At 54.1% G+C, this 25,619-nt stretch carries 24 protein-coding genes; 17 read left to right on the forward strand and 7 right to left on the reverse strand.

The window, feature by feature from the left end:
* Positions 1 to 12: 12 nt before the first annotated feature.
* The 5 genes from M2403_RS21725 to M2403_RS21745 all read right to left on the reverse strand — a co-directional run bounded on the left by M2403_RS21725 (position 13) and on the right by M2403_RS21745 (position 5,282).
* Positions 13 to 2,139, reverse strand: a complete 2,127-nt coding sequence (locus tag M2403_RS21725) for an alpha-galactosidase (RefSeq protein WP_259230910.1) — start codon at positions 2,137 to 2,139, stop codon at positions 13 to 15.
* A 140-nt stretch (positions 2,140 to 2,279) separates the two neighbouring features.
* Complete coding sequence (locus tag M2403_RS21730; RefSeq protein ID WP_259230912.1) at positions 2,280 to 3,287, reverse strand: LacI family DNA-binding transcriptional regulator; 1,008 nt, start codon at positions 3,285 to 3,287, stop codon at positions 2,280 to 2,282.
* Positions 3,288 to 3,389: 102 nt separating this feature from the next.
* On the reverse strand, positions 3,390 to 4,052 hold the full coding sequence (locus tag M2403_RS21735) for an OmpA family lipoprotein (protein ID WP_152323786.1): 663 nt from the start codon (positions 4,050 to 4,052) through the stop codon (positions 3,390 to 3,392).
* Positions 4,053 to 4,275: 223 nt separating this feature from the next.
* Positions 4,276 to 4,719: an N-acetyltransferase gene (locus M2403_RS21740; RefSeq protein WP_208951426.1), complete on the reverse strand. Its 444-nt coding sequence runs from the start codon at positions 4,717 to 4,719 to the stop codon at positions 4,276 to 4,278.
* Positions 4,716 to 5,282, reverse strand: a complete 567-nt coding sequence (locus tag M2403_RS21745; RefSeq protein ID WP_152323721.1) for a DNA-3-methyladenine glycosylase I — start codon at positions 5,280 to 5,282, stop codon at positions 4,716 to 4,718. Before M2403_RS21745 ends, M2403_RS21740 begins: the two co-directional genes overlap by 4 nt.
* A 183-nt stretch (positions 5,283 to 5,465) precedes the next feature.
* Between M2403_RS21745 and M2403_RS21750 the strand changes: the two genes are divergently transcribed.
* The 15 genes from M2403_RS21750 (at position 5,466) to M2403_RS21820 (ending at position 22,115) form a co-directional block, all read left to right on the forward strand.
* Positions 5,466 to 7,466 carry an autotransporter outer membrane beta-barrel domain-containing protein gene (locus M2403_RS21750; RefSeq protein ID WP_259230914.1) on the forward strand — a complete coding sequence of 667 codons (2,001 nt, stop codon included), beginning with the start codon at positions 5,466 to 5,468 and terminating at the stop codon, positions 7,464 to 7,466.
* A gap of 73 nt (positions 7,467 to 7,539) precedes the next feature.
* Complete coding sequence (locus tag M2403_RS21755) at positions 7,540 to 7,788, forward strand: type II toxin-antitoxin system Phd/YefM family antitoxin (protein ID WP_152323719.1); 249 nt, start codon at positions 7,540 to 7,542, stop codon at positions 7,786 to 7,788.
* A complete protein-coding gene (locus M2403_RS21760; protein WP_259230915.1) occupies positions 7,778 to 8,062 on the forward strand; it encodes a type II toxin-antitoxin system RelE/ParE family toxin in 285 nt (94 codons plus the stop codon). Before M2403_RS21755 ends, M2403_RS21760 begins: the two co-directional genes overlap by 11 nt.
* Before the next feature lie 111 nt (positions 8,063 to 8,173).
* A complete protein-coding gene (gene glyQ, locus M2403_RS21765; RefSeq protein WP_152323717.1) occupies positions 8,174 to 9,088 on the forward strand; it encodes a glycine--tRNA ligase subunit alpha in 915 nt (304 codons plus the stop codon).
* A 9-nt stretch (positions 9,089 to 9,097) separates the two neighbouring features.
* Entirely contained in the window at positions 9,098 to 11,167 is a 2,070-nt protein-coding gene (gene glyS, locus M2403_RS21770) for a glycine--tRNA ligase subunit beta (RefSeq protein ID WP_165060699.1), read from the forward strand.
* A 183-nt stretch (positions 11,168 to 11,350) separates the two neighbouring features.
* Positions 11,351 to 12,073 (forward strand): DUF3053 domain-containing protein, encoded by a 723-nt coding sequence (locus M2403_RS21775; RefSeq protein ID WP_259230916.1) that lies wholly within the window; start codon positions 11,351 to 11,353, stop codon positions 12,071 to 12,073.
* A gap of 329 nt (positions 12,074 to 12,402) precedes the next feature.
* Positions 12,403 to 12,849, forward strand: a complete 447-nt coding sequence (gene cmtB, locus M2403_RS21780) for a PTS mannitol transporter subunit IIA (RefSeq protein ID WP_259230917.1) — start codon at positions 12,403 to 12,405, stop codon at positions 12,847 to 12,849.
* 30 nt (positions 12,850 to 12,879) lie between these two features.
* Positions 12,880 to 14,283: a PTS mannitol transporter subunit IICB gene (locus M2403_RS21785; protein WP_208951430.1), complete on the forward strand. Its 1,404-nt coding sequence runs from the start codon at positions 12,880 to 12,882 to the stop codon at positions 14,281 to 14,283.
* Positions 14,280 to 15,548 (forward strand): zinc-binding dehydrogenase, encoded by a 1,269-nt coding sequence (locus M2403_RS21790; protein WP_259230918.1) that lies wholly within the window; start codon positions 14,280 to 14,282, stop codon positions 15,546 to 15,548. Before M2403_RS21785 ends, M2403_RS21790 begins: the two co-directional genes overlap by 4 nt.
* A 42-nt stretch (positions 15,549 to 15,590) precedes the next feature.
* Positions 15,591 to 16,118 carry an MltR family transcriptional regulator gene (locus M2403_RS21795; protein WP_259230920.1) on the forward strand — a complete coding sequence of 176 codons (528 nt, stop codon included), beginning with the start codon at positions 15,591 to 15,593 and terminating at the stop codon, positions 16,116 to 16,118.
* Complete coding sequence (locus tag M2403_RS21800) at positions 16,096 to 16,803, forward strand: nucleoside/nucleotide kinase family protein (protein WP_152323710.1); 708 nt, start codon at positions 16,096 to 16,098, stop codon at positions 16,801 to 16,803. The genes M2403_RS21795 and M2403_RS21800 overlap by 23 nt, the downstream gene beginning before the upstream one ends.
* Before the next feature lie 116 nt (positions 16,804 to 16,919).
* Positions 16,920 to 17,714, forward strand: coding sequence for a DsbA family protein (locus M2403_RS21805; RefSeq protein WP_259230921.1), 795 nt, complete (start codon positions 16,920 to 16,922; stop codon positions 17,712 to 17,714).
* Between the two features lie 528 nt (positions 17,715 to 18,242).
* Positions 18,243 to 20,156: a PTS mannitol transporter subunit IICBA gene (locus M2403_RS21810; protein ID WP_152323708.1), complete on the forward strand. Its 1,914-nt coding sequence runs from the start codon at positions 18,243 to 18,245 to the stop codon at positions 20,154 to 20,156.
* 125 nt (positions 20,157 to 20,281) lie between these two features.
* Complete coding sequence (locus M2403_RS21815) at positions 20,282 to 21,430, forward strand: mannitol-1-phosphate 5-dehydrogenase (RefSeq protein WP_152323707.1); 1,149 nt, start codon at positions 20,282 to 20,284, stop codon at positions 21,428 to 21,430.
* Positions 21,431 to 21,566: 136 nt separating this feature from the next.
* A complete protein-coding gene (locus tag M2403_RS21820) occupies positions 21,567 to 22,115 on the forward strand; it encodes an MltR family transcriptional regulator (RefSeq protein ID WP_014411435.1) in 549 nt (182 codons plus the stop codon).
* A 2-nt stretch (positions 22,116 to 22,117) separates the two neighbouring features.
* On the opposite strand, the gene M2403_RS21825 is transcribed toward M2403_RS21820, so the two are convergent.
* Positions 22,118 to 22,726, reverse strand: a complete 609-nt coding sequence (locus M2403_RS21825) for a LysE family translocator (RefSeq protein ID WP_152323706.1) — start codon at positions 22,724 to 22,726, stop codon at positions 22,118 to 22,120.
* 145 nt (positions 22,727 to 22,871) lie between these two features.
* Here M2403_RS21825 and M2403_RS21830 point away from each other — a divergent pair, with 145 nt between their 5' ends.
* Positions 22,872 to 24,374 (forward strand): PLP-dependent aminotransferase family protein, encoded by a 1,503-nt coding sequence (locus M2403_RS21830; protein WP_208951434.1) that lies wholly within the window; start codon positions 22,872 to 22,874, stop codon positions 24,372 to 24,374.
* A gap of 65 nt (positions 24,375 to 24,439) precedes the next feature.
* Positions 24,440 to 24,799 (forward strand): YibL family ribosome-associated protein, encoded by a 360-nt coding sequence (locus M2403_RS21835; RefSeq protein WP_208951435.1) that lies wholly within the window; start codon positions 24,440 to 24,442, stop codon positions 24,797 to 24,799.
* Positions 24,800 to 24,864: 65 nt separating this feature from the next.
* Here the strand turns inward: M2403_RS21835 and yiiM are convergent, their stop codons facing one another.
* The gene (gene yiiM, locus M2403_RS21840) at positions 24,865 to 25,536 is read right to left on the reverse strand and encodes a 6-hydroxyaminopurine reductase (protein WP_152323703.1); all 672 of its coding nucleotides are present in this window, start codon (positions 25,534 to 25,536) and stop codon (positions 24,865 to 24,867) included.
* Between the last annotated feature and the right edge of the window lie 83 nt (positions 25,537 to 25,619).

Below are 25,619 nucleotides of genomic sequence, written 5' to 3' on the forward strand. Positions count from 1 at the left end.
TGTTTTTAGTTATTATCTGATTTGTTCGAAGCCCAGAAGCAGGGCGCTTTCAGGATCCAGTACCGGTAACGCCACCCCGGCATTTGCCAGCCATTCACCGCTCAGCACCGGCGATTCATGCAGCCACGCCGGTTGCACGCGCATGGTGTGACCGCTTGTGCCGCCTTTCAGCAACGCCGGTTCATCAAGCACTGTCACGCGATAACGCGCATCTGCTTTCAGCCCCGGCACGCGTAACGTACCGGGCTGCGACCAGGTTGGCATTGCCAGCTGACTGACCAGAAACACCGCGCGATCTTTGTTCACGCTGACCACGCCGTTAATCAGCACTGTTTCGTCGTGCGTATCTACGCGGTACACATCGCCGCTGTGTAATAACGGGCGCAACTGCTGATGCAGGCGGGTATATTTCGCAAAACCGGCGCGCTCAGCCTCCCCTTCTTTCACCGGATCCAGCTCAATGCCCATATGGCCGAACAGCGCCGTCAGGCCGCGAAATTCAATGCTGTGCTGGCGTGACGTGGCGTGGCACCGTTTATTGCCGATGTGCGAGCCCATGACTTCCGGCGGGAAGAAATAGCTCATGCCGCGCTGAATTTTCTGCCGCTCCAGCGCGTCGTTATTGTCCGATGTCCAGAAACGATGGCTGCGTTTGAGCACTTCGAAATCAATGCGGCCCCCGCCGGACGCGCAGGATTCAAACTCGATGTGCGGGAAGCGTTCGCCCAGCACATCCAGCAAACGGTAGAATTGCTGCGTTTGTGCCGTCAGCGCCGCGCGGCCTTCATGGCCGGGCTGGACGATTTCACGGTTCATGTCCCATTTCACGTAATCGACATCGTGCTCGCCGAGCAGCCAGCTCATGCGTTCCACCAGATAATCAAAGACCTGCGGATTGTTCAGGTCGAGCACGAACTGATGACGGCCACTCGGCTGCTGATAACCCGGCAATGCCAGCAGCCAGTCGGGATGGGCGCGGTACAAATCCGAATCCGGGTTAATCATTTCCGGCTCGACCCAGATACCAAATTCCATGCCGAGATTTTTAACGTGGTCGATCACCGGCTTCAGCCCGTTCGGGTATTTCTTCTCATCGAGATACCAGTCCCCCAGCGCGGCGCGATCGTGGTCGCGCCCCTTAAACCAGCCGTCGTCGATAATGAATCGTTCAACGCCTAACGCGGCGGATTCTGTCGCCATCTGCATGATGTAGTCAGGATCGTGATCGAAATAAATGCCTTCCCAGGTATTAAGATGCACCGGACGTGGTTTCTCGGTCGGGAACCGCAAAATCTGTTCACGCACAAACCGGTGGAACTGCTGACTCATCGGGTTCAGGCCGCTGGCGGAATAACTGGCGTACAGCCACGGCGTTTCCAGCGTTTCGCCCTGTTCCAGGCGCTGTTCGCCGGGGAAATACAACGCTTCGGCCTGCACCAGACGGCGACCGTCGGTTTTGATGTCAGCGCGCAGACGGTGGTTACCGCTCCAGCCCAGATGCATTCCCCAAACTTCGCCCTGTTCTTCACTGAAACCTGGATGACCGATCATCATCGCCGGAAAATATTCGGAGGACGTTTTCCCGCGGCGGTTTTCCTGAATGATGCCGCCATGACCGAGCAGCGTGCGGTGCGGTTGAAACTCTTTGATCCAGCGGCCATGAAACGCCATGACTTCGGCGGCGCGTTCCGGCAGCGGCAGGGTGACAGCCAGCCGCGTGACCTGATACGTGCCGGGTTTGAGACTGGTCAGTGCATTGCGTGCCTGTAAAACGCCGCTGTCATCAAGGCGCAGTTCGCTGCGAAATTGCAGACCGGCGATCGCGTCTTCGGTGGTGATCGTCAGCTGATTGCCGTCGTGCTTGACCTGCGTGGTATTGAATACCGGCGACCAGTCCAGTCCGTCGCGATGACCTTCCATGCCCGGCGTACCAAAAGAACCGCGGCCTGAATCGGCGCTGAAATTCACCGGCGCTTCCACATCAATCCGGCCATTTGGCACTGCGCGGCTCAGCGAAATAATGTCATCCGCAGAAAACTGACTGAGGCGATTTCCCCAGTAAAGAATCTCAGCGTAAGGCGTGCATCGGACGATCAGGCTGGTCTGTCCGCCGGTTAAATGAATAATCTGGTTTTCCATATAGTCACTGCTCCACACATAAAATTGCGCTGATAAGACGCGATCAGGTGGAGTAACTATTGATCCGAAACGTTTCGGATAGGAAATGAGAAAAGTGAAAAATGTGATATAGGGTGGAAAAATAACCTAAGGGTGAATTATCAGCGTGGTGGATGGACGGTGACGCCTGCCTGCAATTCGGGCTGCCAGAGAACCTGTAAATTTTTCAGCGGTTCGTTGCGGATCAGCGCCATCGTCATCGTGGCAATTTGCAGGCCGACCGCTTCGCGCGTGCCCTGACGGACGGCGGTAACGGCGACATCGGGCACGCTGTCGCCCGGCAAACCGTCAAAAATAATCAGGGAAATACCGCCGCTGAGCAGCAATCCGGCTTCCTGCAACGCCAGTGCGGCACCTTCGCCATGCATATTGCAGTCGCAGACAATGGCCGTCGGAGGCACCGGCAACGTCAGCAGCGCCTGCGTGGTCTGATAACCGGCGCGACGGCTCGGGCTGATTTTATGCACGTAATCAGGATTGTACGGCAGCGCGTTTGCCCGCAATCCGTCGAGATAACCCTGATAGCGCTGCCCGATAAACGATTGCTGATTGTTCTCGCCGAGAAACGCGATACGGCTGTGGCCAAGTGCGGCCAGATGATCGACCGCCATCTGCATTCCGGCGCGGTTATCGAAATCAAACCAGGCGTAATCCTGCGTCAGACACTGGCTGCGCCCCAGTGCCAGAAACGGAAAATTACGCTGTTGTAAATCCAGCAGTCGCGGGTCGTTATCCAGCGTATGCGCCACCAGCATGGCATCGACGCGTTTACTTTCGATCAGCCGCCGCCAGGAAAACGTGCCCAGTTCATCCGGCACCAGCAGTAAATCGATTTCATATTTTGCCAGTTCGCGGGTGATACAGCCGACCATTTCGATAAACGCGGAATTGCTCAACGGATGAGAAGAGAAAGGGAAAATGAGGCCAACGGCGTCGATCTTCCCCATTTTCAACCGGCGGGCGAGAGTGTTTGGCCGGTAGCCGCGTAAATCTGCTGCCGCCTGAACCCGCGCTTTGGTATCCGCTGAAACATCATCGTACCCGTTCAGCGCACGGCTGACGGTGGTGACAGAGAGACCGAGATCTTTCGCAATCGCTTTCAGAGACATACTGGCATCCGTTACACAGGGGGGAAGGCGCGTGGCGGGAGAATATCACAAACGTGAAAACGGAGCCGAATGGCTCCGTTTTTATCAGGGGAAGGATAAAATTTACTGCAACGGACTGAGGGTGATCTCGACGCGACGGTTCTGTGCTTTACCGGCCTCAGTGCTGTTGCTGGCGATCGGATTGTCCGGGCCTGCACCAGTGGTGTGTACGCGGCTGCCTTCAACGCCCTGTGTGATCAGCGCGCTGCCGACGCCATCAGCACGTTGCTGTGAAAGTTTCATGTTGAGCGCGCGGGTACCGGTGCTGTCGGTGTAACCGACGACGTTAACGGCGGTTTTCGGATACTCTTTCAGCACCATCGCCACGCCGGTCAGCGTGTTCGCACCTGCCGGTTTCAGCGTGCTGCTGTTGGTGTCAAACGTCACGTTGTTCGGCATGTTCAGCACGATGTTGTCGCCCTGACGGGTCACGCTGACGCCGGTGCCTTTCATCTTGTCGCGCAGTTTAGATTCCTGCACATCCATGTAATAACCCGCACCGCCACCCAGTGCAGCCCCTGCCGCTGCCCCGATCAGCGCGCCTTTGCCGCGATCGTGTTTGGATGAAGAAAGCATACCGACGCCCGCGCCGAGTGCGGCACCGATGCCCGCACCAATGCCGGATTTGCCTGCTTCTGATTCCCCGGTGTAAGGGTTGGTGGTACAGGCGGAAAGGCCCATCGTCACACACAGCACGCCCGCAACCACTAGAAGTCTTTTGTTCATCATTATTCCTTTCTGGATGTTTAATTTTTCAGAACTTTACTGCGGCATTATGACTGCTCTTTTGGCGGCAAGTTGCACAGAAAAAGGTGTCAAAACATAAACAAATGCAACAGGCAGAGTTCAGCCCTGCGGCGTTCTGGCGCTCTTTATGCGCAATTTTGGGGCGTTAAGCAGTAGGAGAATTCCGGTTATCTGTTTTTGTATTTTTGCAGATTTTGGGAACTTATTCGGAAAGGGGATGGAACCAGCGGAGGATCCAGGTGGGCATGTCGGTGCCGGGATGACGGGTTTCGGCGGTGATCTCAAAGTTTTCCTTACGATAGAACGCCATCGCACGGTGGTTTTGCTGGTACACCTCGAGCAGCAGAACCGGATATTCCTCCTTAGCCGCCGCCATCAGCCGTTGCGCGGTACCGTCGCCGTAATGGGACGCTTCGACAAACAGGGCACCGATAAACTGCTGATTCAGCACGCCGATAAAGCCGCAAATTTCATCATTTGTATCGCAATCCACCCAGATGCGGGCTTTGGGCAAAAAATCTTCCCTCACCATTTGCAGGCTTTCAATCCAGTAGGATTCGGCAATAAAAGAGTGAGAGATCAGAGAACTGCGCAGCCAGAGCAACAAAATGGTTTCGTGATCGGCGGGCTGCGCAAGGCGGATCATGATGGCTGATTCGCCGGATGGCAGAAGCAATAAGACTGATGATCGTTCACCAGCCCGGCTGCCTGCATAAAGGCATAACAAATCGTTGAACCGATAAATTTAAAGCCTTTCTTTTTCAGCGCCCTGGACATGGCATCGGACACCGTCGTTTTCGCCGGAACGCCTTCCGGGCCGAGCGGATTATTGATGACCGGCTGGCCGCCCACGAAATTCCAGATGAATTCTGAGAAACTTTCACCGCTGGCTTCCATGGCCAGATATGCCTGCGCGTTACCGATAATGGCTTTGATTTTTCCCCGATGGCGGATGATACCGGCATCAAGCACCAGGCGTTCAACGTCGTCGTCAGTCATTTTGGCAATTTTCACCGGATCAAACGCGTGGAAGTTCTGGCGGTAATTTTCGCGCTTTCTCAGTACGGTTATCCACGAAAGTCCTGCCTGCTGGCCCTCGAGGCACAACATCTCAAACAACTCGCGGCCATCTTTGACCGGCACGCCCCATTCTTTATCGTGGTAATCGAGGTAAATCGGTTCTTTGGAAACCCAGCTACAGCGCGTCATCTCGTTTTCTCCTTGAAAGCGTGGGCTCCAGTGTGTGGTTTCTCGGATAACTCTGCAACGTCGCAATTTGCGCACCGTGAACTTGACGCTGGTCGGATCTGAACAATATTTAAAGCCATTCATTACGAATTCCTTACATTTAATCAGGGGCATGCGCCGCTGAAACTTCAGGAAAACAGGTTTATGGCAGGCACAAAAAAGTACGCAACACGGCTGACGCAGGGCGCATTCGCCGTGGCGCTTTGCCTCGGAACGCAGGCTTCAGCGCAGGCTTATGATCAGCTGTATGTTTTCGGCGACAGCCTGAGTGATACCGGCAATATTGGCCGCTGGACCTTCGACAGCAGCTCACATCAGCTGTATGACGAAATTCTGGCGAACAACATCGGCACGACCTTAAAACCCTCTTCACAAGGCGGGCAGAACTATGCCGAAGGCGGCGGCGTCGCGGTGCCGGGGCTGGATTCCGATTACACCACGCAGGAACAGGTTCAACATTATCTGGCATCGACCGGCGGCAAAGCCGACCCGAACGGGCTGTATATTCACTGGATCGGCGGTAACGATCTGGCCGCTGCGGCGCTGAGCCTTAATCCGGTCACGGCGCTGCAAATTGCCACCAACAGCGCCACGCAGGCGGCCTCGCAGGTGAATGATTTACTGAAGGCGGGTGCCGGAACGGTCATCGTGCCGACGGTGCCCAACATCGGACTGACGCCGGTACTGATGGAAGGCGTGATTCAGGTCGGATTACTGCCGGTGCAGCAACAGGCGCTGGAAGCGGCCTATCAGTATCTGAATGCGCAGAATACGCCGGATGCCGGTGCCCGTACCGAAGCGATTCACAAGGCTCTGGCCGCAGCCGCGGCGGAAGGTTCCGGTATTCCGCTGGTGCAGGACGTTATCGCCAAAGGGCTGGCGGCAGCGTATGACGCGCTCAAAGACGTAGCGGGCGGCCTGACCGATACCTACAACACCACTGAGGATATCGCGCTGGCGAAAACTGGCGGCAATATTGCCCGCGTGGATATCAACGGATTGTTCAACGAAGTGGTAGCCGATCCGGCGTTATACGGTTTCGCCAATACTGCCGGCACGGCCTGTCCGGTCGGGACATCCGCGTCGGAATGCACCTCGAATCTGCCGGGCTTCGACGCCAGTAAATCGTTCCTGTTTTCCGATCATTTCCACCCGACACCTCAGGCGCACGCGCTGATCGCCCAGTACATGCAATCGGTGATCAACGGTCCGCTGGAAGCCACGGCGCTGAATCAGGGCTCGCTGGCGCTGGCGCGAAATACGCAGGAATTGCTCGACAGCCGTTATCAGCAACTTCGCACACAGGATAACGATGCCGGTACGTTTGGTATGTTTGGCGGGTATGCCGGGCAAAGTGCCGACAGCAAAATCAATCCGTCGCTGGGGGATGGCGATCTGACCTCGAATTCGCTCAATATCGGCATGGATTATCAGATGACCGATCGCTGGATGATGGGGCTGATGATTTCCGGTTCAGACGATAAACAGGATCCGACTGACCATTACAGCTACCGCACACGCGGCTGGATGGCGACGGCGTTTACCGGCGTGAAAATCGCCGAAAACGGCTGGATCAACGGCGATGTTCACTACGGCTCGCTGAATTATGATGACATTAAGCGCCGCATCACGCTCGGGCCCACCACCCGCACTGAGCGCGGTGAGACAGACGGTAAACAGATCGGCGGACGCGTCACCGCGGGCTGGGATTTCCCGATTTTACCGGTGCTGAAAACCGGCCCTGTGGCGCAATACAGCTGGGATTACAGCAGCATCAATGGCTACAGCGAACAGGGGAATACCAGCACCTCGATGCGTTTTGGCGACCAGACGTCCCATTCGCAGATCGGCGCACTCGGCTGGCGTGTAAATGCAGAACTCGGCATCGTCAATCCGTATGCACAGGTGACGTATGACCGGCAGTTTGGGGACAAAACCTATACCGCGACCGGTGCCATCAAATCCACCCGCACGCATTTTAGCCGCACCACAGGCGAGCAGGATGACGACTGGGTCGATATGACCGTCGGCGCCAACGTCCAGATCACCCACAGCATTTCCGCCTTTGCCGCCATCTCTCAGACCACCGGCCTGGATTCCGGCGAACAAACGTCATACAACGCGGGGATCAGCGCAAGATTTTAAAAGCATCTTAAAGGGTGCTTTTAAAGATGCTTTTAAGGCTATAATAACGGCATAGTGTGACAGGAGAAAAGCTATGCCGTTTGAAATACTCACTTCCTCAGCCGCCAGTATTACCGAGCTAAAACGTGATCCGATGGGAACGTTCTCCGCCGGAGAAGGTGAAGCCGTGGCGATCCTTAACCGTAATGAACCGGCCTTTTATTGTGTTCCACCAGAGGTTTACGCCTATTTCCTGAGTCTTGCAGAAGACGTGGAACTAAACCGCATAATGGATGCGCGGCAGGGCGAAGAAAGGATAAGGCTGACGCTGGATGACTTATAAAATCGATTTTCTGAAGTCAGCCCTGAAAGAATGGAAGGCGCTGGCACCTCCCATTAAAGACCAGTTTAAAAAGAAACTCGCTGAGCGGCTCGAAAATCCTCATGTTGTTTCTGCCCGTTTATGTGGCCCAAAAATTAACCGTTATAAAATTAAATTGAAGAGTCTCGGCTACCGTCTGGTCTATCAGGTTGAGGATCAGGAAATCGTGGTAATTGTTGTCGCGATTGGTAAACGTGAGGGCAATGAAGCCTATAAACTGGCAGAGAAGCGCTGAATACTGGCGTTTTTAAGGTAGTTCACAGGGATCTGTTGTGTGATTATCTTCCGTTCAGCGGGTATACTGTCCGACTCTTTATAAACCCACTTTCTCGCGTGCGAATCCAACATGCAAAAGTTTGATACCAAGACATTTCAGGGCCTGATCCTGACACTGCAAGATTATTGGGCGCAGCAGGGCTGCACCATTGTTCAACCGCTGGATATGGAAGTCGGCGCGGGCACCTCGCACCCGATGACCAGCCTGCGCGCACTCGGCCCTGAGCCTTTTGCGGCAGCCTATGTTCAGCCATCACGCCGTCCCACTGACGGCCGCTACGGCGAAAACCCGAACCGCCTTCAACACTATTATCAGTTCCAGGTGATGATCAAACCGTCACCGGAAAACATTCAGGAACTGTACCTCGGTTCCCTGAAAGAGCTGGGCCTTGACCCGCTTGTCCACGATATCCGCTTCGTTGAAGACAACTGGGAAAACCCGACGCTCGGCGCCTGGGGTCTTGGCTGGGAAGTGTGGCTGAACGGCATGGAAGTGACGCAGTTCACTTACTTCCAGCAGGTCGGCGGCCTGGAATGTAAACCGGTGACCGGCGAAATCACTTACGGTCTGGAGCGTCTGGCGATGTACATCCAGGGCGTGGACAGCGTTTACGATCTGGTCTGGAGTAACGGTCCGCTGGGCAAAACAACCTACGGCGACGTGTTCCACCAGAACGAAGTGGAGCAATCCACCTATAACTTTGAATACGCCGACGTCGATTTCCTGTTCACCTGTTTTGAACAGCACGAGAAAGAAGCGCAAACCCTGCTGGCGCTCGAAAAGCCGCTGGCACTGCCTGCTTACGAGCGCATTCTGAAAGCGGCCCATTGCTTCAACCTGCTCGACGCGCGTAAAGCGATTTCTGTGACTGAACGTCAGCGCTACATTCTGCGCATCCGTACCCTGACTAAAGCGGTAGCTGAGGCGTATTACGCTTCCCGCGAAGTGCTGGGCTTCCCGATGTGCAAAAAGAACGAGAAGTGAGAAACAGCCATGACTGAAAAAACTTTTCTGGTGGAAATCGGCACGGAAGAACTGCCACCGAAGGCCCTGCGTAGCCTTGCTGAATCTTTTGCCGCTAACCTGACTGCGGAGCTTGATGCGGCGAATCTGCCACACGGCGACGTTAAGTGGTTTGCTGCACCGCGCCGTCTGGCGCTGAAAGTCTCCGGTTTGCATGAATCACAGGCTGACCGCGAAGTTGAAAAACGTGGTCCCGCTGTGGCGCAGGCGTTTGACGCCGAAGGCAAACCAAGCAAAGCCGCTGAAGGCTGGGCTCGTGGTTGCGGCATCACCGTCGATCAGGCTGACCGTCTGGTCACCGACAAAGGCGAATGGCTGGTTTACCGTGCGCACGTCAAAGGCGAAAGCGCGCAACAACTGCTGCCGGCGATGATCGCGACCTCTCTGGCTAAACTGCCCATTCCTAAACTGATGCGCTGGGGCGATTCTGACGTACAGTTTGTGCGTCCGGTTCACACCGTGACCCTGCTGTTAGGCGACGAACTGATCCCGGCGAAAATCCTGGGTATCGATTCTGCGCGTACCCTTCGCGGTCACCGCTTCATGGGCGAGCCGGAATTCACGATTGATAATGCCGATCAGTACCCGCAAATTCTGCTGGAACGCGGCAAAGTCATTGCGGATTACGAGCAGCGTAAAGCCATCATTAAACAGGATGCTGAGAAAGCGGCGAAAGAGATTGGCGGTATCGCCGATCTGAGCGAAAGCCTGCTGGAAGAAGTGGCTTCTCTGGTGGAATGGCCGGTGGTGCTGACCGCGAAATTCGAAGAGAAATTCCTGGCAGTTCCGGCGGAAGCGCTGGTTTACACCATGAAAGGCGACCAGAAGTATTTCCCGGTGTACGACGCCGCGGGCAAACTTCTGCCGAACTTCATCTTTGTCGCCAACATCGAATCGAAAGATCCGCAGCAAATCATTTCCGGTAACGAGAAAGTGGTTCGCCCGCGTCTGGCCGATGCCGAATTCTTCTTCAATACTGACCGCAAAAAACGTCTGGAAGATAACCTGCCGCGTCTGGAAACCGTATTGTTCCAGAAACAGCTGGGTACGCTGCGTGATAAAACCGACCGCATTCAGGCGCTGTCTGGCTGGATCGCTGAGAAAATCGGTGCCAACGTTGAGAACGCTAAACGCGCCGGCCTGCTGTCAAAATGCGACCTGATGACCAACATGGTCTTCGAGTTCACCGACACCCAAGGCGTAATGGGCATGCACTATGCGCGTCACGACGGCGAGCAGGAAGAAGTCGCCGTTGCGCTGAATGAACAGTATCAGCCACGCTTTGCGGGCGACGAGTTACCGGCATCGCTGGTGGCATGTGCGCTGGCTATCGCTGACAAGATGGACACCCTGGCCGGTATTTTCGGCATCGGTCAGCATCCGAAAGGCGATAAAGACCCGTTCGCACTGCGCCGTGCTGCGCTGGGCGTGCTGCGTATCATCGTTGAGAAAAACCTGTCTCTTGATCTGCAAACCCTGACCGAAGAAGCGGTGCGCCTGTACGGCGACAAGCTGACTAACGCCAAGGTTGTCGATGAGGTGGTTGATTTCATGCTCGGTCGTTTCCGCGCGTGGTATCAGGAAGAAGGTCACGCGGTCGATACCATTCAGGCCGTGCTGGCACGTCGTCCAACCAAACCGGCCGATTTCGATGCGCGTGTGAAAGCGGTGAGCTACTTCCGTACGCTGGATGAAGCGGCAACGCTGGCGGCGGCTAACAAACGTGTGTCGAACATTCTGGCGAAATCCACCGACGTTCTGCTGGATCACGTTCACGCCTCCGTGCTGAAAGAACCTGCCGAGCTGAAACTGGCGACGCATCTGGTGGTTCTGCGCGACAAACTGGAACCGCTGTTTGCGGCCGGTGAGTACAAAGAAGCGCTGGTGGAACTGGCTGCGCTGCGCGAAACCGTCGATACGTTCTTTGACACCGTGATGGTGATGGATGAGAACGAGGCGGTGCGTATCAACCGCCTGACACTGCTGTCCAAGCTGCGTGAGCTGTTCCTGCAGGTCGCGGATATTTCGCTGCTTCAGTAAGTGAAGTTTTTGCTCCTCCCTCTGCGAAGGGGGAGGAGCAAGGCACCTTATCAGATGTCAATTTCTACGCTTTTTTAAAAAGCGTTATCCCCCCAATTGTTCTATCCTATATCCCGCATGGAATGCACAGCATCGGCAGGGAACTGGCCGGAAGAAGAACATTGAAATCAGGAGTCAGGACTCATGGCTGTAGGGATCAGAAGCGGTGTATTTTCTCGCTGGCTGGCGCCGTTTATCGCACTGCTGGTTGTTTTCCAGCTCACTGCCTGTGGCGATAAAGAACCGGAACAACGCAAAGCCTTTATCGATTATTTGCAAAATACCGTCATGCGCAGCGGGCAAAACCTGCCTTCGCTGAGTGAAGATCAGAAACAACGGTTTGGTAATTACGCGAATGACTACGGCATCATCCTGTCGTTCTCCCGCCAGATGAAAGGCGCTGTTGATGGCAGTCTGGTACCGGTGGTGAGCGCGATTGGCCAGGTGCGTACCCCGCAGGATTACATGACCCAGCGCAGCGCGTTACAACAGGCGGCCAGCACGCTGAGCATGCTGAATGCGCAGTTGCGTGATTCAAAAGTGAAAGCCGATACGGCGATGGCTGCCCTGAAACAACCGGATGACCTGAAAGCGGTTTATGGTCAGGTCTACAACACTGTGGTGACCCAGCCAGCTAACGTGCTGACTCCGCTGGTGCCGGAGCTGCAAAGCTTCACGCAGGATATCGTCTCCGTGGGTGATTTCCTGCAACAACAGGGCCCTCAGGTGGCATTCGCTAACGGCGGCGTGCAGTTCCCGACGCAGCAGCAGGCGACGCAGTACAACACCATGATGTCGAATCTGGTCGGCAAACAGCAGACATTGCTTCAGGCGCAAAAAGTCGCCCAGGGTGATTTCAGCAACTAAGCCAGTTTACGATGTGATGAACAGAAGCCACGCCTCAACGCGTGGCTTTTTTATGAGCGAAAACCAAACGCAATAACGCCAATCAGACGACGGTCACAAAAATGAATAATAATATAAAAACATTTTTTGTGGTCTTGTTCACAAACAGGCTATTGCATTTATTCTAATTAATTGAAATAACCCACCATCGGTGTGATGCATGTCGGGTTTTATTATTGCGAACGCCATTTTTATAATGCTGATCACAAATCCCCGCCGGTTTGATTAAATCCCTTTCAGAGAATATGCTCGGGAATATAAATTCTCATCGATAAAAATAAGGATAAATAATGTCATCATTAATGGATTTTTTCGACAGTGAAAGTATTGCCATATATCCATCAGCGGAAGACTGGTCGCAGGCAATAGATTTATCGATGAGAAACCTGCTGCAAAGAAAATACATTACTGCGGATTATATTCAGTCAATAAAAGATACCACAATGGAAATCGGGCCTTATTATTTGCTCGCGCCCGGCATTGCCATGCCACATGCCAGACCGGAATGCGGTGCGTTAAAGACGGCGCTCAGTTTTACGCTGTTGCTAGAAGGCGTCAGCTTTGAAGCTGAAAGCCCGCCCGTTAGGCTGCTTATCGGATTAGCGGCAAAAGATTCTGATTCACATATTGAGGCGATTCAGGCGTTAAGTGAAATGCTTTGCGAAGATGACGTTATTGATGAATTACTCAATGCAAATAACCCAGAGGAATTAATTAACATCATTCAGCGTTATTAGTTTTATCCTAACACTCAACAGGATTTTAATATGGCTAATAAATCAATGCGCGCCAGAGTGCAGGCTTTTGGCGGGTTTCTCACAGCGATGGTCATTCCCAATATAGGCGCGTTTATTGCCTGGGGTTTTATTACAGCATTGTTTATTCCCACCGGATGGACACCTAATTCGCATTTCGGGCAACTCGTTAGCCCTATGATCACCTATTTATTGCCTCTGATGATCGGGTCTACGGGTGGGCATCTTATTGGCGGAAAACGCGGTGCCGTGATGGGCGGTATCGGCACGATGGGCGTGATTGTCGGGGCGGATATTCCGATGTTTATCGGCGCGATGGTCATGGGGCCGCTGGGCGGTTATCTCATTAAAGTGGTCGATAAGGCGTTGGAGAAACGTATTCCGGCGGGCTTTGAGATGGTGATCAATAATTTCTCACTCGGCATTCTCGGCATGCTGCTTTGTTTGCTGGCGTATGAAGTGATCGGCCCGGCGGTAATGGAAGCCAATAATTTTGTGAAACAGGGCATTGAGGCGCTGGTGGCGACCGGTTACCTGCCGCTGCTGTCGGTGATTAATGAACCCGCCAAGGTGTTATTTCTGAATAACGCCATCGATCAGGGCGTTTACTATCCGCTGGGTATGCAGGACACCGCCGTCGCCGGAAAATCTATTTATTTCATGGTGGCCTCAAATCCCGGCCCCGGTCTGGGGATCCTGCTGGCATTTTCGCTGTTCGGCAAAGGGCTGAGTAAAAAATCTGCGCCCGGCGCGATGATCATTCATTTTCTCGGTGGTATTCACGAGCTGTATTTCCCGTATGTACTGATGAAACCGCTGATGATTATCGCCATGATCGCGGGCGGCATGACCGGCATTTATGTTTTCGAGCTCTTTGGCGCAGGGCTGGTGGCGGGGCCAAGTCCGGGTTCTATCTTTGCGTATCTGGCACTGACGCCACGTGGGGGCTTTATGGGAACCTGTGCGGGCGTGCTGGCCGGAACCGTGGTCTCTTTCGTCGTCGCCTCTGCCATTCTGAAACTGGACAAATCCCCTGCGGAGGACAGTTTTGCGGATTCTCAGGCCGCCAGCAAAAAGCGCAAAGCCGAAGGCAAAAGCGGGATGCAGCCTGTGGCGGCCAGTATCCGGTTAATCGCTTTTGTGTGTGATGCGGGAATGGGGTCGAGCGCGATGGGGGCGACGACTTTTCGCAAAAAGCTGCAAAAAGCCGGTTATGAAATCGAAGTGAAGCATTACTCCATCGAAAACATTCCGGCCGATGCCGACATCATTGTGACCCACGCCAGTCTTGAAGGCCGCGCTCAGCGTGTGACCGACCAGCCACTGATTCTGATTAAAAACTATCTCGGCGATCCGGCGCTCGATGCGTTGTTTGCCGATATCACTTCCCCGGTTCAGCAAGGAGCAACAGCATGAAAACCAAAGTCGCCGCCATTTACGGTAAAAAAGATGTGAGACTCCGTGAATTTGAATTGCCGGAAATCACCGATGACGAACTGCTGGTGAGCGTGGTGTCGGACAGCGTTTGCCTCTCGACTTACAAAGCCGCTTTGCTGGGCGGTGAACATAAACGCGTACCGGAAGATATCGCCGACCATCCGGCGGTAACGGGGCACGAATGCGCGGGCGTGATTGTGCAGGTGGGCAAAAATCTCACGAACCGGTTTGAAGCGGGAAAACGCTTCGTGCTGCAACCGGCGATGGGGCTGCCCAGCGGGTATTCCGCCGGTTACAGTTACGAAACCTTTGGCGGCAACGCGACGTACATGATCATCCCGAAACTGGCTATCGACCTGGGCTGTGTTCTGCCGTACGAAGGGCATTATTTCGCCGCCGCCTCGCTGGCTGAACCGATGTGCTGCATTATCGGCGCGTATCACGCCAGCTATCACACCACGCAATATGTGTATGAACATCAGATGGGCATCAAAGCGGGGGGAAATCTGGCGCTGCTGGCATGCGCGGGGCCGATGGGCATTGGTGCTATTGATTATGCGATCAACGGCGATGTGCGCCCGGCGCGGGTGGTGGTGGTGGATATCGACGAACAACGGCTGGCGCGCGCAGAGCAACTTCTGCCGGTGGCTATGGCGGCAGAAAAAGGCATCGAGCTGGTGTATATCAACAGTAAAACGTTGTCTGATCCGGCTGCCACGTTGCGCGAAATGACGGGCGGCGCAGGTTATGATGATGTCTTTGTTTTCGCGGCCGTGGCTGAAGTTATCGAACTGGGCGACGCGCTGCTGGGCGAGGACGGTTGCCTGAATTTCTTTGCCGGACCGACCGACAAAAACTTCAACGTTCCCTTCAATTTCTACAACGTTCACTACGGTTCTACGCACATTGTCGGCACATCCGGCGGTTCGACCGGCGATATGCAAGAGGCGCTGGCACTGACGGCGGCCGGACGTATTCAGCCTTCTTATATGATTACGCACATCGGCGGCCTGGACGCTGTACCGGAAACGGTGCTCAATCTGCCGCATATTCCCGGCGGTAAAAAGCTTATTTATAACGGTATTTCTCTGCCGCTGACCGCCATTGAAGATTTTGCAGAATTGGGCAAAACCGATCCGCTGTTTGCCCTGCTGGCGGAACGGGTAGCACCTACGCATGGCGTCTGGAATGAGCAGGCCGAGCAGGCGCTGCTGAACCATTTTGGTGTTTCCACCGGGCTGTAATATTATCGGTTCTCCTCATTACTGACGGTGTTTAAGGGAAGGATGACTGTATTAACTGAAGATCAGGTGCTGGAGAGGTTATCCGGCCAGACGAATCTCAATGATTTTCTGCATGCCGCGAATGCCATTTTACTCAGCGGTATAAAACAGTTCCTTCCCCACCTTTTTATCAATAATGACGAGGACATCCGCGAATTTGCCGTAAAGCCCTTACTCGCTAAATCAGGCCCGCTGGACAGTATTGATGTTTCCCTGAGGCTGATTTATGCCCTGGGGAAAATCAAAAAACCGGTCTATGCCGATATTTTGCTGTTTTCTCAGCTGGACGAGCACCTGAAAGCAGGGACAGAGATTGTGGAATTTCATGAAGAAACGGCTTATGAATTTCTCCAGAATTTGAGCTGCGTGACGGATAACACGCTGATGTTTCAGTCTGTCGAGAAAATGAAGTTTGCCAGTTTTGAAACCTTCAGTAAGGTGCGTTACGGCAATCTGATGAGGACGGCACTGTCTCTGGCAGTGACGGATTTACTCAAGGAACTGACTTATGAACGTGATGCTGACCATTAACGGATTGTCCACGCAGGCTTTTTTCCCCGACGAAGATATCGAACAACTACACCTTCCCCTTCTTCAACGTTTTTCTTCACAGCAGCGCCTGCTTAACCGCCCGCTGGTGGTGTTTCTGGTTGCGCCGCCCGGCACCGGCAAATCGACGCTTTCCGCATTCTGGCAAAAGCTTTCTCATGAAACGCCGGATTTAGTCCCTTTGCAGACCCTGCCGATGGACGGTTTCCATCATCGCAATGACTGGCTGGACGCACACAACTTGCGTCAGCGTAAAGGCGCACCACAGACGTTTGATGTGACCAAATTGCGGGACGCACTGATCGCTTTACGCGAGCCGGGAAGCCGCTGGCCGGAGTACAGCCGCACGCTGCATGAGCCGGTCGAAGGCGCGATCCATGTTACCGCGCCTGTTTTGGTCGTCGAGGGAAACTGGCTGCTGCTTGACGATGACGGCTGGCGGCAACTGACAGAAAATTGCGATCTGAGCGTCTTTATTCGTGCCAGTCCGGAAGTCCTGCGCGGTCGTCTTATTGAACGTAAAATCCGTGGTGGACTGACGCCTGCCCGGGCCGGTGATTTTTACGCTGCCACGGACGGACCCAATGTGGCGCGGGTTCTGAGGGATAGCCGTCAGGCAGATATCACGCTGCAAATGTCGGGCGATGGCGCGTTTCATTTTGAGTGATAGTGACGGCGGGATTTATAAAAAATGACAATTTTTAGCCTGCAAAGCCGGGAAAATTCCTCTACTTTTGAAGGCAACTGTCCGGTTTTCCCCGTATTTCACTTTAAGGATTTTTGATGAAACGTCAGACGATGACTCTGTTGGCTTCTCTGGTGCTGGCTCCGACGCTGGCTTTTGCTACTGACAGCGCAACGGCAGATTTCACCCCGGCGCAACAGGAAGCCATTGGTAAAATTGCAGCAGATTACATGCTTCAGCATCCTGAAATTCTGGTGCAGGTCAGCCAGAAGTTGCAGGCACAGCAGGCGGATCAGCAGCAACAGGAAACCCTGAGTGCCGTTCTGGCAAATTCAAAAGCCCTGACTGAAGACCCTGCCACGCCGAGTTATGGCCCGAAAGATGCCAAAGTGGCCTTCGTAGAATTCTTCGATTACCAGTGCCTGTATTGCAGCCACATGGCACCGGTAGTCGAGCAAACGGTGAAAGCCAATCCGAACGTGCGTTTCGTCTTCAAAGAATGGCCAATCTTCGGTGACCGCTGGAAAGCGTCCATTACTGCGGCGGAAACCGGTATGGCTATCTGGAAAGAGAAGGGCGCGCAGGCGTACTTCGACTACCACAACAGCATTTATCGCACCGGCCATGACGAAGGTAAACTGACCGATGCCGATATCGCCGGTGCGGTGAAAGCGGCCAAAGCCACCCAGCCTACTGATGCGCAGCGTAAAGCCACGCATGAGGCGATAGCCTCCAATGACGAACTGGCCCGTACGCTGGGCTTCAGCGGTACACCCGGCTTTGTCGTGATGCCAACCAGCGGCGCAACGGCGGCGAACACCACCGTGCTTCCGGGTGCGGTTTCAGCCGAAGAATTGCAGGCTGCCATTGTTAAGGCGCAAGGCGGGAAGTAATTTTTTCGCTGCGAAAAACTCATTAAATAGCGGCGGGCTGGCAGACAGCTCGCTTTTTTTTTCAGCACCCCATTCTGTAATTTTATTTCAAACTCTCCCCCGTAAACTCAGTTCCGCATTCACCTGACACGTCTGAACGGTTTTTAAGCGAAATAAGCAAGGTTATCGAAAAATACTTTGTGATGAATATCACGTTTTTATGATAAAGACTCGTTAATAAAAAGTGACTTTCATCACGTTTTTATACGTATCAAGCTCAAATTATCGTCTGTGTAGCCGGATTACAGGGGTGTTTTGTGATCGCGATCACCAAAATACAGGGGGTAGTGGTCGTATACGTGTGATCTCTGTCACGGGCTGTGGGGTGGCTACGCGAGGCCTATAATCACGTGGTAGAGTCCGCCTCGCAGACAGCAATTCGACGGACGGATTTTTAAAGCAGTGGCAGAAAAACCGAAATAACCGTCACCGATAATTAACTGATATCACGCGCTCTATTGTCAGCGCGTATCAATAGGGGTGCGTTTTATGTTTTCACCAGACGTTAAGATCAAGGTTCAAAACTTTGGTCGCTTCCTGAGTAACATGGTAATGCCCAACATCGGCGCGTTTATCGCGTGGGGTATCATTACTGCTCTGTTCATTCCTACCGGCTGGATCCCTAATGAAACATTAGCGAAGCTGGTGGGCCCGATGATCACTTATCTCCTCCCGTTGCTCATCGGTTTCACCGGTGGTCGTCTGGTCGGTGGTGATCGCGGTGGTGTGGTCGGCGCAATCACCGTTATGGGTGTTATCGTCGGTGCGGATATGCCAATGTTCCTCGGCGCAATGATTGCAGGTCCGCTGGGTGGCTGGGCAATCAAGCGTTTCGACCGCTGGGTTGACGGTAAAATCAAAAGCGGCTTCGAGATGTTGGTTAACAACTTCTCCGCCGGGATTATCGGTATGCTGCTGGCGATCCTCGCCTTCCTGGCTATCGGTCCGCTGGTAGAAGCGCTGTCTAAAGTGCTGGCTGCAGGCGTGCACATCATGGTTATTCATAACCTGTTGCCGCTGGCCTCTATCTTTGTTGAACCGGCGAAAATCCTGTTCCTCAACAACGCCATCAACCACGGTATCTTCTCTCCTCTGGGTATCCAGCAGGCGACTGAAACCGGTAAATCAATCTTCTTCCTGATCGAAGCGAACCCGGGTCCGGGTATGGGCGTCCTGATGGCGTACATGTTCTTCGGTCGTGGCAGCGCTAAGCAATCTGCCGGCGGCGCGGCAATCATCCACTTCCTGGGGGGTATCCACGAAATTTACTTCCCGTACGTTCTGATGAACCCGCGTCTGTTACTGGCGGTTATTCTGGGCGGTATGACTGGCGTGTTCACCCTGACTATGCTGAACGGCGGTCTGGTGTCTCCGGCTTCTCCGGGGTCAATCCTGGCCGTGCTGGCGATGACGCCAAAAGGTGCGTACTTCGCTAACATCGCTGCTATCGTGGCTGCGTTTGCGGTGTCCTTCGTGATTTCTTCCTTCTTGCTCAAAACCACCAAGGCGAAAGAAGGTGATGATCTGGAAGACGCAACCCGTCGCGTTCAGGACATGAAAGCCGAATCTAAAGGCGGTAAAGCAGGCGCGACTGGCGTTGCTGGCGACCTGTCTACCGTGCGCAAAATCATCGTTGCCTGTGATGCCGGTATGGGTTCCAGCGCAATGGGTGCCGGTGTTCTGCGCAAAAAAGTGCAGGATGCAGGGCTGACCAATATCAGCGTAACCAACAGCGCGATCAACAATCTGCCTGACGATGTGGACCTGGTGATTACGCACCGTGACCTGACTGAACGTGCGATGCGCCAGGTGCCACATGCACAGCACATCTCGCTGACCAACTTCCTCGACAGCGGCCTGTACACTGACCTGACTTCCCGTCTGGTGGAAGTGAACAAAAGCAGCCAGTACAAAGAGAAAGTGACCACCACGTTGGGCGACAGCATCGTGTCCGACAGTGAAAACGAAAACCTGTTCCGCATCAGCGAAAGCAACATCTTCCTGGGCCTGCACGCAGCAACGAAAGAAGACGCCATTCGTTTTGCAGGTGAACAACTGGTTAAAGGCGGTTACGTTCAGGCAGAATATGTCGATGCGATGCTGGCGCGTGAAAAACTGACGTCCACGTATCTGGGCGAGTCAATCGCGGTACCACACGGTACAATCGAAGCGAAAGATCGCGTACTGAAAACCGGTATCGTGTTCTGTCAGTATCCGGCGGGCATCCGCTGGGGTGAAGACGAAGATGATTCAGCGCGTCTGGTGGTGGGTATCGCCGCACGCAACAACGAACACATCAACGTGATCACCAAGCTGACGACTGCGCTTGACGAAGACGGTGTTATCGAACGTCTGGCGAACACCACCAGCGTTGAAGAAGTTCTGACGATTCTTCGCGGTTAATCAGTAGAGCGTTACTAAGCGGGTCTTGATATCGAGACCCGCTTGTTGATTCGGAGCCGGGCGGCTCCCAGCTTTACCAAAAGCTTTTTACCAGAAAGTATGGCCCCCGATTTGAAGGAAATATTATGAAAGCATTACATTTTGGCGCAGGTAACATTGGTCGCGGTTTTATCGGTAAATTACTTGCTGATGCCGGGGCTGAACTGACATTTGCCGATGTCAGCCCTGCTTTACTGGATGCACTGAACAGCCGCAAAGGCTACAACGTGCACGTTGTCGGTGAACAGGCCACCGTTGAGCCTGTCAGCAATGTGAATGCCGTGAACAGCGCCGGTCAGGATGCCATCAACCTGATTGCCGAAGTCGATTTAGTGACCACCGCCGTTGGCCCGACCGTGCTCGAAAAAATCGCACCGAACGTGGCGAAAGGTCTGGTGCTGCGTCATCAGCAGGGCAACGAAAAGCCACTGAATATTATCGCCTGTGAAAACATGGTGCGGGGCACCAGCCAGTTCAAACAGCATGTATTCAACGCGCTGCCGGAAGATGAAAAAGCCTGGGTTGAAGCGCATATCGGCTTTGTCGATTCCGCCGTAGACCGCATCGTGCCACCGGCAGCCGCCGGTTCGACCGATCCGCTGGAAGTCACCGTTGAAACTTTCAGCGAGTGGATTGTGGACAAAACCCAGTTCAAAGGGGAGTTGCCGCAAATCGCCGGTATGGAGCTGACGGATAATCTGATGGCCTTCGTCGAGCGTAAACTGTTCACCCTGAACACCGGTCATGCGATCACTGCGTATCTCGGTCAGCAGGCAGGCCACGCGACGATTCGTGATGCGATCCTCGATGAGAAAGTGCGTCTGGTGGTTCGTGGTGCGATGGAAGAAAGTGGTGAAGTCCTGATCCGCCGTTACGGCTTTGATCCGGAAAAACATTCTGCGTACATCGAAAAAATTCTGTCTCGTTTTGAAAATCCGTACCTGCATGACGATGTTGAACGCGTTGGCCGTCAGCCACTGCGTAAACTGAGCGCAGGCGACCGGCTGATTAAACCGTTGCTGGGCACGCAGGAATACCGCCTGCCGAACGACAATCTGGTCAGAGGGATTGCGGCCGCGATGCATTATCGCAGCGAGCAAGACCCGCAAGCTAAAGAACTGGTAGAGTTGCTGGAGAAAGTAGGGCCAAAAGCCGCCCTCGCCCAGATTTCAGGTCTGCCGGAAGATGGCGAAGTTGTGGCGAAAGCCGTCGCTCTCTACGAATCGATGCACTAATACTGCGTTTATTTTGATTTCGCCAACACCAGGCAAAGAAAGCCCTGTCGGGCAGGATGTTTCTGCCCGACATGCGCGCATCATGGATGACGCCAGGGGCGCTGTCAGCATCGGCACTTTACTGCAAGTAAGCCCTATGGAAAAAGCTCAGGCGTTTGAAAACCGGGTTCTTGAAAAGCTCAATGCGGGTAAAACCGTGCGCAGCTTTTTGATGACCGCCGTGGAATTGCTGGCCGAAGCGCTGGATATTCTGGTGGTGCAGGTTTTCCGCAAAGACGATTACGCAGTGAAATATGCCGTCGAACCGTTACTGACCGGTACCGGCCCGCTCGGTGATTTATCGGTGCGTCTCAAACTGATTTACGCGCTGGGAGTGATCAGCCGTCATGAATATGAAGACGCCGAATTACTGATGGCGCTGCGGGAAGAACTGAATTACGACGGCGAAGAGTATCGTTTTACCGACGATGAAATTCTTGGCCCGTTTGGTGAATTACATTGCGTTACGGAGCTTCCGCCTGCACCAACCTTCCTCAAACCCGGTGAAGCCGACGAATCGCTGATCGCCATGCAACGTCAGCGCTACCAGCAAATCGTCCGCTCCACGATGGTTCTTTCCGTGACCGGGCTGATCGCCCATATCAGCAATCAGCAGCCCTCAAGACTTTCTCCGGTGCAAAAATAACGTTACGCCAGTACGTGGCGCACTTCGCCGACCAGCAGCCACAGCGCGGTTAACGCCATCATGCCGCCCATAATCGTATTGAACAGTTTCAGCTTCCATTCCACGCGTAAAGCCTGACGTAATCTGTCACCCATCACCACCCAGACCAGTATGCACGGCAGGTTGATCAGCGCGAATCCGACGCAAATCAGCAGCGTGTGATGCAGCATATTGCCGTCCGGTGGCGTAAACAGGATCGCGACGTTAGTCGCCATCAGCCAGGCTTTCGGGTTAACGGCCTGAAACAGTGCACCGCTGAACAGATTCATCGGCTGCTGTTTTTCGCCTTCTTTTGGCGTGCCGGAACGGTAGATTTTCCACGACAGCCAGAAAAGATAGGTACAGCCGATCACCGCCATCGGCAGGCGCACCACATTCATCCAGCTGAGTAAAATCGCCAGCATCGAGGTCATCAGCGCGCACTGCACCACGCAGCCGAGCGTGATCCCCAGCATCATCGGCACGCTGCGTCGCAGCCCGAAATTGACGCCGGAAGCAGCGAGCAACAGATTGTTCGGACCGGGCGTAATCGACATCACGGTGACATAACTGACAAAAGCGGTATCTATCATTTTCGTTTTCCTGCATCCCCTGTTTTCCAGAGAACCAGAATAATCAGAGTCAGTCGAAGGTAACAGAACCAAAAATACGCTATTGTCATGGTTACAGATTGCGTAACAAAAAACTGTACCCATCACTTTTCACGGAACTGACACCATGACTGACACTGCGGATCTCACTGACACCCGATATAACCAGCTGGCGGAACAACTGGCGGATGCCATCCGGCGGGGCACGCTCGCGCCCGGCAGCCGTTTGCCTTCGGTACGGCGCAGCGCACAAACCTGGTCAGTCAGTATTAATACCGTGGTGGCAGCGTACCGGCGGCTGGAAGATCGCGGTTTTATTGAGGCTCGCCCGCAGTCCGGTTTTTATGTGCGTGCCGCATTGCCCGCGCTGGAACATCAGCCGCCGCAGGAACAACCTCAGACGCCAGCCGCCGAACCGGCAGACGAAGTACTGGATCTGATCGACACCGTTTTTGCCTCGCAAACCGACCCGGCGTATACCAATCTTTCGCTGGCGTGTCCGCAGTCCAATGACTTTTATCCGAGCGGAAAACTCGGGCGCATTATGTCGTCCCTGTTGCGCCGTCAGCCGGACTTGATCGGGAAATATGCTTTGCCGCCGGGGCATCCGGCGCTGCGACAGCAAATCGCCCGCCGCGCGCTGGCGCTGGGCATGATTTTAGAACCGACCGACATTACGATTACGCACGGTTGTATGGAAGCGTTACAGCTGGCGCTGCGCGTGACCACCAAACCGGGCGACAGCGTCGGGCTGGAAACGCCGACCTATTTTTATCTGCTGCCAATGCTGGCGAGCCTCGGGCTGAAAGCGGTGGAAATCCCGACCGATCCGCAAACCGGTTTATCGCTGGATGTGCTGGAAATGCTGCTCAGCGAGAAGCGCCTGAATGCGGTGATCGCCATGCCAACGGCGCAAAATCCGCTGGGCTTCACCATGCCGCTGGCAGCCAAAAAACGGCTGGCGCGGTTGATGAACGTTCATCAGGTCCCGCTGATTGAAGATGGCCTTTATGCGGAAATCCAGTTCGGTACGACGTTGTCTCCGGCGGTGAAATCGTTTGATACCGATGGCTGGATCCTGTTCTGCACCAGTTTCACTAAAACGCTGGCACCCGATTTTCGTATCGGCTGGGTAGAAGGCGGGCGCTTTGCGGACAAGCTACATAAACTCAAAGCGGTCTCGTCGATGGCAGAATCCGCATTGCTTTCACAAACGCTGACGGTGTTTCTGGAATCGGGTGGCTATGACCATCATCTGCGGGCTTTGCGTAAGCGTTACGCGTCGCAGGTCGAGCAGGCACGTGCGCTGATCGCCCGCCATTTCCCGCAGGGAACGCGCGCCACGCAACCTGCGGGAGGCTTTGTGATTTGGGTCGATTTTCCGCCGGGCGTGGATTGTGTCACGCTGTTTAAGCAGTTGCTGAAAGATAAAATTTGTATGACGCCGGGACAGTTATATTCGCCGAGTGGCCGCTACAGTAACGGCCTGCGTTTATCGTGCTGCTATGTTTTTGATACCCGCTATATATCGGCGATGATCCGCATCGGCGAGCGGGCGTGCGAGATGTGTGGCTTGCCGCCCGGACTGGCAGAAACGCAGGAGCAAGCTGAAGAATCGCGCACTTCCTGATACACTGATGTTTATTATTCCCAATTTACAGTTATGCCCGCTGCGGCATGAACGGATCTGAAACCATGAAAGAAGTTGAAAAAGCCGAGATCAAGCGTCTCAGCGACATGCTGGATGCACTGAATCACAAAGATGCGACCGTTATTCAGGCAGGTAACGCTGAACTGATCGACAAGCACGAAGAAGAGAAAGAAAAGCTGGCTGCCGAGATCGCGCGTCTCAAAGAAGTGCGTGTGAAAAAACTCAGCACCGAAGCGCAAAAACTGGAAAAGCTGTTCAGCCGTGAAATCACCAAGAAAGAACAGGCTGATATGGGCACGCTGAAGAAAACCGTGCGCGGTATCGTGGTGGTTCACCCGATGACCGCACTGGGCCGCGAAATGGGCCTGAAAGTCGTCACCGGTTTCGCTAAGAAAGAATTCTGATGAAATACTCTCGGGGGTGAAGTTTTGCCCTGCTCCTCCCCCTGCGAAGGGGGAGGGCGTTAACATTATTTCCCAAACAATCTCCGCCCAAAATCTTCGATCTTGCGATTCACCAACCGCATTTGCATGGTTTTAGTCCAGCTCGCCGAAATCCCCGCCGCAGACATCAGACGCCGGTACTGCTCCTCATCGAACGGCATGTTAAAGGCTATCGAAATCGCTTCAGCCACGGAGACTTCGCTGTTACGCGTCAGCAACTCCAGCGGGCGATCGCCGCTGACATTTCCGGTGCCGACAACGCGATAAAGCCAGCCGCAGCGGCCGCTTTGTTGCAACAACGGCGACAGGTTTTTGCATCCCAGAAAATGATTGAGCTTATAACAGGGCGCGCGCGGCTGTGTGACCTGAATCAGCGCTTCGCCCCAGCGGAAAATATCGCCGATAAACACGTTATCCTCCGTCATGCCGAGCGTTGAGAGATTTTCGCCGAAGGCGGGAGGATGGAAACGTTCTTCCTCTTCAGGAAACTGCTGACGCAGCCAGGCGTAGTGTTCGCGAGGGAAATGGCACAGTGCGCGGTCTGCGCCGCCGTGATAACTCTTTTCTGCCTGCTGATCGCCTTCGAGCCCGGCAGACGTCAGAACGACCGCACCGTCGATCTGTCGTTTGGCAATCGCGCTGGGCGAATAATCCGGGTAGCTTTCGATATTGCCGATATAAACGTCGGGATAATGCATATGGTCTCCGCGAGGAATCAGTCGTTAACCTCAGCATAACCTGCATTACTGGTTCGGAGTATCAGGAATCGCCCTGCGCTAAA

The sequence above is a fragment of the Rahnella sp. BIGb0603 genome (assembly GCF_024808755.1).
Classification (GTDB): domain Bacteria; phylum Pseudomonadota; class Gammaproteobacteria; order Enterobacterales; family Enterobacteriaceae; genus Rahnella; species Rahnella contaminans.

Coding starts and splice junctions, on each gene's coding strand:
- M2403_RS21725 (WP_259230910.1), bottom strand. CDS start 2,139: ATGGAAAACCAGATTATTCATTTAACCGGCGGACAGACCAGCCTGATC.
- M2403_RS21730 (WP_259230912.1), bottom strand. CDS start 3,287: ATGTCTCTGAAAGCGATTGCGAAAGATCTCGGTCTCTCTGTCACCACC.
- M2403_RS21735 (WP_152323786.1), bottom strand. CDS start 4,052: ATGAACAAAAGACTTCTAGTGGTTGCGGGCGTGCTGTGTGTGACGATG.
- M2403_RS21740 (WP_208951426.1), bottom strand. CDS start 4,719: ATGATCCGCCTTGCGCAGCCCGCCGATCACGAAACCATTTTGTTGCTC.
- M2403_RS21745 (WP_152323721.1), bottom strand. CDS start 5,282: ATGACGCGCTGTAGCTGGGTTTCCAAAGAACCGATTTACCTCGATTAC.
- M2403_RS21750 (WP_259230914.1), top strand. CDS start 5,466: ATGGCAGGCACAAAAAAGTACGCAACACGGCTGACGCAGGGCGCATTC.
- M2403_RS21755 (WP_152323719.1), top strand. CDS start 7,540: ATGCCGTTTGAAATACTCACTTCCTCAGCCGCCAGTATTACCGAGCTA.
- M2403_RS21760 (WP_259230915.1), top strand. CDS start 7,778: ATGACTTATAAAATCGATTTTCTGAAGTCAGCCCTGAAAGAATGGAAG.
- glyQ (WP_152323717.1), top strand. CDS start 8,174: ATGCAAAAGTTTGATACCAAGACATTTCAGGGCCTGATCCTGACACTG.
- glyS (WP_165060699.1), top strand. CDS start 9,098: ATGACTGAAAAAACTTTTCTGGTGGAAATCGGCACGGAAGAACTGCCA.
- M2403_RS21775 (WP_259230916.1), top strand. CDS start 11,351: ATGGCTGTAGGGATCAGAAGCGGTGTATTTTCTCGCTGGCTGGCGCCG.
- cmtB (WP_259230917.1), top strand. CDS start 12,403: ATGTCATCATTAATGGATTTTTTCGACAGTGAAAGTATTGCCATATAT.
- M2403_RS21785 (WP_208951430.1), top strand. CDS start 12,880: ATGGCTAATAAATCAATGCGCGCCAGAGTGCAGGCTTTTGGCGGGTTT.
- M2403_RS21790 (WP_259230918.1), top strand. CDS start 14,280: ATGAAAACCAAAGTCGCCGCCATTTACGGTAAAAAAGATGTGAGACTC.
- M2403_RS21795 (WP_259230920.1), top strand. CDS start 15,591: ATGACTGTATTAACTGAAGATCAGGTGCTGGAGAGGTTATCCGGCCAG.
- M2403_RS21800 (WP_152323710.1), top strand. CDS start 16,096: ATGAACGTGATGCTGACCATTAACGGATTGTCCACGCAGGCTTTTTTC.
- M2403_RS21805 (WP_259230921.1), top strand. CDS start 16,920: ATGAAACGTCAGACGATGACTCTGTTGGCTTCTCTGGTGCTGGCTCCG.
- M2403_RS21810 (WP_152323708.1), top strand. CDS start 18,243: ATGTTTTCACCAGACGTTAAGATCAAGGTTCAAAACTTTGGTCGCTTC.
- M2403_RS21815 (WP_152323707.1), top strand. CDS start 20,282: ATGAAAGCATTACATTTTGGCGCAGGTAACATTGGTCGCGGTTTTATC.
- M2403_RS21820 (WP_014411435.1), top strand. CDS start 21,567: ATGGAAAAAGCTCAGGCGTTTGAAAACCGGGTTCTTGAAAAGCTCAAT.
- M2403_RS21825 (WP_152323706.1), bottom strand. CDS start 22,726: ATGATAGATACCGCTTTTGTCAGTTATGTCACCGTGATGTCGATTACG.
- M2403_RS21830 (WP_208951434.1), top strand. CDS start 22,872: ATGACTGACACTGCGGATCTCACTGACACCCGATATAACCAGCTGGCG.
- M2403_RS21835 (WP_208951435.1), top strand. CDS start 24,440: ATGAAAGAAGTTGAAAAAGCCGAGATCAAGCGTCTCAGCGACATGCTG.
- yiiM (WP_152323703.1), bottom strand. CDS start 25,536: ATGCATTATCCCGACGTTTATATCGGCAATATCGAAAGCTACCCGGAT.